General features: G+C 33.3%; 11 protein-coding genes. 8 read left to right on the forward strand and 3 right to left on the reverse strand.

The window, feature by feature from the left end:
• Positions 1–248 precede the first annotated feature (248 nt).
• Together LEP1GSC199_RS22210 and merTP are read right to left on the reverse strand one after the other, a co-directional pair.
• Positions 249–452 (reverse strand): GDCCVxC domain-containing (seleno)protein, encoded by a 204-nt coding sequence (locus LEP1GSC199_RS22210; protein WP_081431666.1) that lies wholly within the window; start codon positions 450–452, stop codon positions 249–251.
• Positions 443–1,072: a mercuric transport protein MerTP gene (merTP, locus tag LEP1GSC199_RS16290; protein ID WP_002987681.1), complete on the reverse strand. Its 630-nt coding sequence runs from the start codon at positions 1,070–1,072 to the stop codon at positions 443–445. Before merTP ends, LEP1GSC199_RS22210 begins: the two co-directional genes overlap by 10 nt.
• Before the next feature lie 102 nt (positions 1,073–1,174).
• Here merTP and LEP1GSC199_RS16295 point away from each other — a divergent pair, with 102 nt between their 5' ends.
• The 8 genes from LEP1GSC199_RS16295 (at position 1,175) to LEP1GSC199_RS16335 (ending at position 7,630) form a co-directional block, all read left to right on the forward strand.
• Positions 1,175–1,558: a MerR family transcriptional regulator gene (locus LEP1GSC199_RS16295; protein WP_002987678.1), complete on the forward strand. Its 384-nt coding sequence runs from the start codon at positions 1,175–1,177 to the stop codon at positions 1,556–1,558.
• Between the two features lie 579 nt (positions 1,559–2,137).
• Positions 2,138–2,530: a MerR family transcriptional regulator gene (locus LEP1GSC199_RS16305; RefSeq protein ID WP_002987687.1), complete on the forward strand. Its 393-nt coding sequence runs from the start codon at positions 2,138–2,140 to the stop codon at positions 2,528–2,530.
• Complete coding sequence (locus LEP1GSC199_RS16310) at positions 2,515–2,871, forward strand: YnfA family protein (RefSeq protein WP_002987667.1); 357 nt, start codon at positions 2,515–2,517, stop codon at positions 2,869–2,871. The genes LEP1GSC199_RS16305 and LEP1GSC199_RS16310 overlap by 16 nt, the downstream gene beginning before the upstream one ends.
• Positions 2,872–3,088: 217 nt before the next feature.
• Positions 3,089–4,768, forward strand: coding sequence for a DUF262 domain-containing protein (locus tag LEP1GSC199_RS16315; protein WP_002987672.1), 1,680 nt, complete (start codon positions 3,089–3,091; stop codon positions 4,766–4,768).
• Positions 4,769–5,059: 291 nt separating this feature from the next.
• Positions 5,060–5,332 carry a type II toxin-antitoxin system HigB family toxin gene (locus tag LEP1GSC199_RS16320; RefSeq protein WP_002987690.1) on the forward strand — a complete coding sequence of 91 codons (273 nt, stop codon included), beginning with the start codon at positions 5,060–5,062 and terminating at the stop codon, positions 5,330–5,332.
• The gene (locus LEP1GSC199_RS16325; protein WP_002987684.1) at positions 5,329–5,730 is read left to right on the forward strand and encodes a helix-turn-helix domain-containing protein; all 402 of its coding nucleotides are present in this window, start codon (positions 5,329–5,331) and stop codon (positions 5,728–5,730) included. Before LEP1GSC199_RS16320 ends, LEP1GSC199_RS16325 begins: the two co-directional genes overlap by 4 nt.
• A 226-nt stretch (positions 5,731–5,956) precedes the next feature.
• On the forward strand, positions 5,957–6,451 hold the full coding sequence (locus LEP1GSC199_RS20565; RefSeq protein ID WP_002987669.1) for a hypothetical protein: 495 nt from the start codon (positions 5,957–5,959) through the stop codon (positions 6,449–6,451).
• Between the two features lie 537 nt (positions 6,452–6,988).
• Entirely contained in the window at positions 6,989–7,630 is a 642-nt protein-coding gene (locus LEP1GSC199_RS16335; protein WP_002987675.1) for a hypothetical protein, read from the forward strand.
• A gap of 249 nt (positions 7,631–7,879) precedes the next feature.
• Here the strand turns inward: LEP1GSC199_RS16335 and LEP1GSC199_RS21905 are convergent, their stop codons facing one another.
• Complete coding sequence (locus LEP1GSC199_RS21905) at positions 7,880–8,251, reverse strand: transposase (RefSeq protein WP_332307940.1); 372 nt, start codon at positions 8,249–8,251, stop codon at positions 7,880–7,882.
• Positions 8,252–8,443: the final 192 nt, after the last annotated feature.

An 8,443-nucleotide genomic window follows, 5' to 3' on the forward strand; every position in this document is an offset into this window, starting at 1 on the left:
ATCCCAAATTGGGATAAACTATAATTCTATACTAGCAACCAGCGTATAACAGCGTGGAAACGCTGCGCTTCGGCACAAGGCCTCGCTTGGGCTACGCCACATTTCCCTTCTGTCACTCGTTTGCATCCGCAAACTCCGTGCCAGTCCCTAACGTCCCGTTAACGGGACTCAGGGTCGGGAAACGTCGTCTCCACTAGTTCGTTATGCGACATTTTCAAAGTCAAATTTTAAATTAATTAATTGAGGAATTAACAACATCCTTCAATTTGTTTCGGAGGACATTTCACTGTTCCAAAAGAACAAAATACACAGCAATCACCATTCTTAGGCTTCATGTAATACAAACAACTATCACATGTATAAAAATGTTGGCAGGCATTTATAGGCATCTCTTCTTTCTTTCTAAACCCGCACTCTGGACAAGTTATAGTTGATAATGTAATTATTTCCATTTTCGTTCACCTTTTATATTTATTACTTTATATCCAACTTTATTCTGTATAATATCCTTAAATTCTTGAATACCGACTTTTCTTTTATCATATACTATTTGTGTAACTCCCTTCTTATAATCCGAAGTTACTTTTAAAACTCCAGTTAATTCCACTAAAGCAGTATTCACACTATATTCGCAACCAACGCATGTCATACCTGATATCACAAATTCGGCAAATACCAAGTGTTCACTTTCTAATTTTCCTTTTACTTCATTTACTGGTTTCAAAATTGAACTATAATTTGGAAATAGAAATAAAAACAAACTGAGAATCGTGGCAAAAGTTAAGTATATTTTACTGTAAAAAAAACGATTGAAGATACTTCTTTCGCAATCACAATCCAAATCAGATTTTTTGGATTTAGTAATAAGATTATACCATAGTAAACTAAATATTACCATAGATAGGATTATCAAAAATGATCGATAAGGCTCTAACCATCTGAAAGCCGAAGCAATTCCAGTGAATCCTCCAATTACTCCAACAATAGGAGAAACACAGCATAATGAAGAAGATATCGCTAATAAAAAACCAGCACTCACTTGAATCCTAAAATCGTTAAATATCTTGTACATGGCAATTCTCCCGAATATATTTTCCTTGCTATATATATGTGACAACATTATAGTTTACTAGAAGGTTTACATTTTTTTATTATTCTCAAAAAAGGTAATTTTATGCATATCGGAGAGTTTTCAAGAATTTGCAAAATATCAAAGGAATCCATTCGATACTATGAAAAAGAAGGACTTTTGAAAGGGTCTAGAAAGGAGAATAATTATCGAGTTTACTCTAAAAAAGAAATACGCGTAGTCGAATTGATCAATTCTCTTAAAAATTCTGGATTTACACTTTTTGAAATTAGAAGTTTTTTAAATTTATATGACTCGGATTCCAAATGCAAAGAAGTTCAAATTAAACTAGAAAACAAATTACTTATCATAAAAGACAGAATTTCTGAACTTATTTCTATTCAGGAAAAGCTTAATAAATCTATCCAAGAATGTGAAGACAATCCCAATAAAAAATTCTGCAATATTGTCTCAAGTTCCCATTTATAGCAAATTGAATTAAATTTACATTATTTAATTTTAAAATAATATGTTAGAATCTTGAAAACGTCGCATAACAGCGCCTTAACGCTTCGCTTCGGGACAAGCCCTCGCTCGGTCTGCGACACATAGGCTTCTGGCACTCCCCTTGCATCCGCAAGTGTCGTTCCAGTCCCTAACGTCCCGTTGGGACTCAGGGCCAGCCTACGTCGTTAAGGCTAGTTCGTTATGCGAAATAAACCAAAATCTATTTTGTATTCGCAGGATTACAGGAACAATCGATTGAACAAGCATGTGGTTTCTTCTTGAATTTCCATACAACTAGTAGAACTAAACTCAAAGCGAGTAAAAATAATCCTATTTTTTCACTCCATTCAAAGAGAAAACTAAATCCAGCTAATCCACTTATACCTATAATTAAAGGTGCAAGACAACATAACCCGCAAAGTCCTATTCCTAACATTGATAACTTTCCAGACCATTTTAATAATGGATTCGTATTTTTAAACATTTTAGACCTCAATCTAATTTTTAATCAGTCTAAACCGTGGAGTTAACTCCATTGTCAATAGGGGTTTGGAAAAAAATATGTTAATTGGTGAAATTGTTAAAAAAACAGGGATTTCCAGAGATACCATACGATTCTATGAAAAGGAGGGACTTTTCAAAAACTGCCTTATTATTCGTAAAGACAACAATTATAAAGAATACTCTTCCGATGTGTTAGAACAACTGCAACTAATTCACACACTCAGAAAATTGAATTTTTCTTTATCTGAAATAAACAATTTAACTAGAATCAGAAATCCTAATCTTCTCGACTGTAATGATCTTTCAAAGTCTCTTAATAAAAATATAGAAATTATTGATGCACAAATTAATTCTCTTTTAAAACTGAAAGAAGATTTGAAGAAAGTTGAATCGGCTTGTTCACCTAATTGCAATTTTATTGATAAAAAACCTTCATGCTTAAATTGTTAAATTCCGAAATATTCCTTATTTACCTAAAGCCAACTCTCATTTTCATTTTAGCCGGTCTTTGCGAAATCGGTGGCGGTTATTTAGTTTGGCTTTGGATTCGTGAAAATAAATCAGTAGGAATTGGTATACTTGGATTTATTATTTTAGGATTCTACGGGGTAGTGGCTACATGGCAACCTGCAAATTTTGCAAGAACATACGCTACTTACGGTGGAATCTTTATAGTAATGTCAATTGCTTGGGCATGGAAATTTGATAATTTTATTCCAAATAAATATGATCTAATCGGATCAGCCATTGCCTTAATTGGAGTAATGATTATCTTTTTTGCGCCGAAATAAAAAAGGTAAACCTGGTTTACTTCGCATAACAGCGCCTTAACGCTTCGCTTCGGGACGAGCCCTCGCTCGGTCTGCGACACATTCCTCTCCGGCACGTTTCTTGCCTCCGCAAGACTCCGTGCCGACGCTAACGCCTACTCCGTAGGCTCAGCTCCGAGGAACGTCGTTAAGGCTATTTCGTTATGCGTAATTGGTGAAATAAATTAAAAAACAAAGTATGAATAAAATAGATAAGTCTCAAATTGATATCAAAGGAATCGGAAAAGTATTATCCGAAGGAAAACTTTCTGTTCCGCCATTCCAAAGATCCTATTCATGGGAAGAAAAACAAATCAATGATTTATTTGAAGATATAAATGAATCAGTTTCACACAAATTTGAAGATTATTTCTTAGGTTCAATAGTAGTATTAAAAACCGAAGACGGCTTTAGCGAAATAGTAGATGGACAACAAAGAATTGCAACAACCTCTATTCTGCTAACTGCATTTCGAGATATACTTATTGATATTGGCGATACGGAAAGAGCTGACATAATTGAGAAGGACTATCTCTTTTCGAAGGATATTGAATCTTTAGAATTAATTCAAAATTTACAATTAAACACAGAAGACAATATCTTCTATAGCGAGCAGATCGTCTCACGAAATAAAAAGAATACATCTAGTTTTAATAAAGAATCGCATGAAAAACTTTTACTAGCTTATAATCTGGCAGTTAAGTTTATAAAAAAGGAAATCATAGGTAAAAGGGAAAAAAATGAACAGTTTGCGAAATGGATAAACTTTATTAAAGAAAACGTAAAAGTTATTTGGATTCAGGTCGAAGATTATTCTTACGCTTATACCATTTTTGAAACGCTGAATGATCGCGGATTAGTTCTCACAGTTTCAGATTTATTAAAAAATCTTTTATTTTCCAAATCTGGTAAAAAAATTAAATCCGTCCAATCTAACTGGATCGAAATGAATTCTTACCTAGAAGCCATTGATAAAGAAAATCTGCTTGTTGATTTTATTAGACATTATTGGTCAACACAAGAAGGATTAACCAGACATAGGGAATTATTTTCAAAAATAAAAAATAAGATTTCAAACAGCACTGAAGCAGTTCAACTTTCTGAAAATCTTGTTTTTGCATCATATTACTATACAGCTTTATTAAATACAGATCATGAAGTTTGGGAAAAATATAATCAAGAAACTAGGAGCGCAATTTCAATTTTAAAAATGCTTGGCATGCAACAAAATAGACCTTTACTTCTGGCAATTTTACAAAATTTTGAAAAGTCTGAATTGGAAAAGACCATTAAACGATTATTATCATGGACAATTAGATTCATAATAAGTGGTAGATTAGGCAGCTCGGGACTAGAAACAAATTTTTCTGAGAAGGCAAAATTAGTTAGTGATAAGAAAATAAAAACCGCAGATTCGCTTCTTGAAGAAATGAAGAGAATAATTCCTACAGATGAGGAATTTGAAAAATCGTTTGCGACTTACTCTTCAAACAAACCAGAGGTAGCTCGATATTTGTTAAGATCGTTAGAAAAAACTTTAATAAACGAAGAGGAACCAGAATTTATTTTAAACGAAAATTCCGAACAAATTACCCTAGAACATATTCTGCCTCAAAAGCCTAGTCCAAATTGGAGTTATTTTTCGGAAGGTGATCACCAGTTCTATTTTCGCCGAATGGGCAATCTTTGCTTATTGAAGAAGAAAATTAATTCAGGGATAAAGGATGATTCTTTCGGAAAGAAAAAAAGTATTTATCAAACTTCATCATTCAAATTGACAAATTCACTAGTTACAAATAATGAATGGAATAAAGAGACAATTGATACTAGGCAAAAGTATTTAGCTAAATTAGCAATTAGCACTTGGAAAATTAAATAACACCAACTACGCATAACATCGGCTAAACACTGCGCTTCGGGTCAAGCCCTCGCTTGGCCTTCGGCACATTCCTCTCCGTCACATTCCTTGCAAAGCAAGGAGATGTGCCGACGCTAACGCCTACTCCGTAGGCTCAGCTCCGAGGAACGTCGTTTAGCCTGGTTCGTTATACGAAATCGCAAAAATGTATGCCTCGGAACATGAGTAACACTTAAATTAATTAAAAAAACCATTGACATATCTCATTTTGAGATATTCTCTGGACTAGTGCATATTATCAGCTGGAAGAAATTGGATGATTTCATTGCAAAACACCCTAATTCTGAATCTTCATTAAAAAGCTGGTTTAAAATCATTAAAAATACACATTTTAAGGACTTTAATGAATTGAAGAAAGTTTTCAATTCCGTGGACCAAGTTGGAAAATTTACAGTTTTTAATATAAGCGGAAATCACTTTCGATTGATTGCTGCTATTCATTTCAATAGGCAAAAAGTTTTTGTAAGAAACATTTTAACACATTCTGAATATGATAAAGGTAAATGGAAAAGGGAAAATTTATGATTCTAGAAATTGAAAAAGTTAAGAATGTTTGGGATGATGTTAAAGATATTCTCTCTGTACCTCATACTGATAAACAATATAAAAAATTAGTTAAGGTTCTTGATGAACTAATTGATGAAGTTGGAAATAATGAAAAACATCAATTAGCTCCGCTTCTTGAAACTGTAGGTAATTTGATTGAAGAATATGAAAATGATCATTTCATACAACCTAATGCTGAACCTATCCAAGTCTTAAAGTTCCTTATGCAAGAAAATAGTTTAACTCAAAAAGATCTAAACATTTTAGGAAGCCAAGGTGTTGTTTCTGAAATCTTAAATGAAAAAAGAGAATTAAATGTACGACAAATCAAAGCTCTTGCGGAAAAATTCAATGTTTCACCATCGGTATTCATTTGATCGTCTAGTTTGCGACTTCGTATAACAGCGGGGAAACGCTTCACTTCGGCACAAGGCCTCGTTCGGTCTACGACACATTCCTCTCCGTCACGATTCTTGCCTACGCAAGATTCGCGCCGACGCTAACGCCTCTTACAGAGGCTCAGCTACGAGGAACGTCGTCTCCCCTAGTTCGTTATACGCAAGCCCGGAAAATTTATGAAAAAAATATAAACTGGAAAAAATCTTGGGACAACAAATCCAACTTTTCGCTACTAAAAAAGATCTAGCTGAAATTCAATTTTATCTGGAAGGGAATTTCAGATGCAAATTCTATCAATCATTCTCAAATAAGAGAGAAAACATACAAATTAAGGACTTTTCTAATTTAGACAGACCTTATAACAGGATACTTATTTGGAATACAGATTTCTTTTGGAATCCAGAATATGGAATTACGAAAACACAACCACCCTATCACTATATAAAAAATGAAAGTATAGGCCCCATCATTGAAATCTGTAAATCTAACTTCGAAAGTAAAGAGGCTGGAAGAATATATTGGGCTAAGAACTTTCTTTCGAATAAACTTGAATATGATGTTGCAAACTTTGAAATTTTCTTTAAAAAATTTCTAAATTGGATTAAAAAATCGAGTATTAAGCATAAAAGTATAGATTCTCAATTAAATATTTACTACATGGATGATGCATTAAGACAAATAAATTCTAGAATCGAATAAACGCAGATAAATTTTAAAAAAAAATAATTCTATAGAATCTCTATGAACAAATATTCAATATAAAACTCAAATCTCTTCTGATAAAAAAAGAGATGGAGTTGAAATAGAACTAGTCACTTCAAATAACCAAGTCACTACAGAGATTTTTAGAAATGATTCTAGTGATGAAGTAAAAATATGAATTTACGAAAGCGCTATATAAAACTATTCAAGAAAAAAAATATTAAACTGCTAGAATAGAATTCGATTTTTTGAAGATGATACAATGTTGCTAAATGAATTTTCTTTCGATAGTTATCTCAAATTTCAATAAAATATTCTTATTCACGAGAATCCGGGCCAGCGTATAACAGCATGGAAACGCTGCGCTTCGGCACAAGGCCTCGCTTGGGCTACGCCACATTTCCCTTCTGTCACTCGTTTGCATCCGCAAACTCCGTGCCAGTCCCTAACGTCCCGTCCGGGACTCAGGGTCGGGAAACGTCGTCTCCACTAGTTCGTTATGCGTAATCGTCTTAAATATTTACTTAAAAAAATATGAAATTAAATTTAAAAAAAGAATTAATACTTCTCAATATTTTTGCAATTATCTTGAGTTTAACTCAATGCAGGGGATTTTATACTTACTATTATAAATTTCCTGAAAACCATATTAAAAAAAGGGAGATCAAAAAGGAGAAAAAAATTGGAATATTTTTGAACAAGGAAAGTGAAACAGGTTCAACTTCCAATAATATTGATGAATTTAAGAATATACTTGAGAAAGCTAATTTAAAATTAATCCCAATTCGTTCTGAGGATAAAATTAAACTTTTTGATTTAATTATAGTAAATTTTGAAAAAAATATAGAAGAAGGTAAATACAAAACCTTAGAAAATATCAGTGATTTTCTATCTTATTCTACCATGATTATAACACTTGGATTATCCCCTGGAACTAAATTTAGAATCAGAACAAACAAGATAACATTCCTCTATCCAAAAACTCATAAAAATGAAACTTTTACTTTTACAGAATATTATATGGAGAAAGATGGATGGTATGCAAATTATTTAGGAAGAAAAATGGGAACCTTTCAAGAAAGTAAGAATAGATTTTTTATTGAAAAAGTCTCTGATTCTGATCTTAGTGAAATATATAAAACTGTAGTTCTAAATTTTGCTGAGACTAATAAATAGACGACTACGCATAACGAACTAGCGGAGACGACGTTCCTCTTAGCTGAGCCTGCAGGGCAGGCGTTAGCGTCGGCGCGTCTTCTTGCGGAGCAAGAAGCGTGACGGAGAGGAATGTGCCGCAGGCCAAGCGAGGGCGAAGTCCCGAAGCGAAGCGTTTCCGCGCTGTTATCTGCTGTGCCCTATGCTAAGTTTGGCTTGCTGCCTGTTTTTTCTCACTAAGGAATTTAATAGTCCAAAATTGAGTCAAAGTTAAGCGACAAGTCTTGTAAATAGTTCTTCCGTAGGCGGATCCTTTCCAAATTTGATGTAAACAATATCCGGAACTTTGAATTCGTCAACTTCTTCTAACAGAATCATCCTTTGATTGCAGACAGGACAAGATTTGTGGAATTTATGATTCTCATCGAGAATCGAATCATCATTGATTTTTGATTCTGATTCTTCTTTACTCTGTTCTCCGAAGAGTTGATTTACGAGATCATACTTAGATTTACTAGCAGAGCTGTAGAAACCAGAATAACGAATAGATTTAATGTTTTGTGGAATGATGTGTTTGATGTATCTATTTACAAATTCATGGTTAGAAAAGGAAAAAGATTTATCTTTATTATGAAGATTAATGGAACCATTGTCAAGAAAATCGACCTGATTAAGATTGAGAGCATTATACGTGGCGTTTTATAGTTTTGGAAAGGTAGTCAATAATAGGATAAGGTGATTCGTATTTCTTAGAAACAAATATATTTTCTTTATGTATATTATCTATATTTATTCTGAAGTCATTTCCAAGTTCAGGATGTTTCTTATGTAAAA

Origin of the sequence: Leptospira vanthielii serovar Holland str. Waz Holland = ATCC 700522 (assembly GCF_000332455.1) — a bacterium.
In the GTDB taxonomy this organism is placed as follows: Bacteria; Spirochaetota; Leptospiria; order Leptospirales; family Leptospiraceae; genus Leptospira_A; species Leptospira_A vanthielii.

What these genes read in the sequence shown, in the direction of transcription:
- LEP1GSC199_RS16335 (WP_002987675.1), top strand. Translation starts at nt 6,989, where the DNA reads ATGAAATTAAATTTAAAAAAAGAATTAATACTTCTCAATATTTTTGCA.
- LEP1GSC199_RS16305 (WP_002987687.1), top strand. Translation starts at nt 2,138, where the DNA reads ATGTTAATTGGTGAAATTGTTAAAAAAACAGGGATTTCCAGAGATACC.
- LEP1GSC199_RS16310 (WP_002987667.1), top strand. Translation starts at nt 2,515, where the DNA reads ATGCTTAAATTGTTAAATTCCGAAATATTCCTTATTTACCTAAAGCCA.
- merTP (WP_002987681.1), bottom strand. Translation starts at nt 1,072, where the DNA reads ATGTACAAGATATTTAACGATTTTAGGATTCAAGTGAGTGCTGGTTTT.
- LEP1GSC199_RS16295 (WP_002987678.1), top strand. Translation starts at nt 1,175, where the DNA reads ATGCATATCGGAGAGTTTTCAAGAATTTGCAAAATATCAAAGGAATCC.
- LEP1GSC199_RS22210 (WP_081431666.1), bottom strand. Translation starts at nt 452, where the DNA reads ATGGAAATAATTACATTATCAACTATAACTTGTCCAGAGTGCGGGTTT.
- LEP1GSC199_RS16325 (WP_002987684.1), top strand. Translation starts at nt 5,329, where the DNA reads ATGATTCTAGAAATTGAAAAAGTTAAGAATGTTTGGGATGATGTTAAA.
- LEP1GSC199_RS16315 (WP_002987672.1), top strand. Translation starts at nt 3,089, where the DNA reads ATGAATAAAATAGATAAGTCTCAAATTGATATCAAAGGAATCGGAAAA.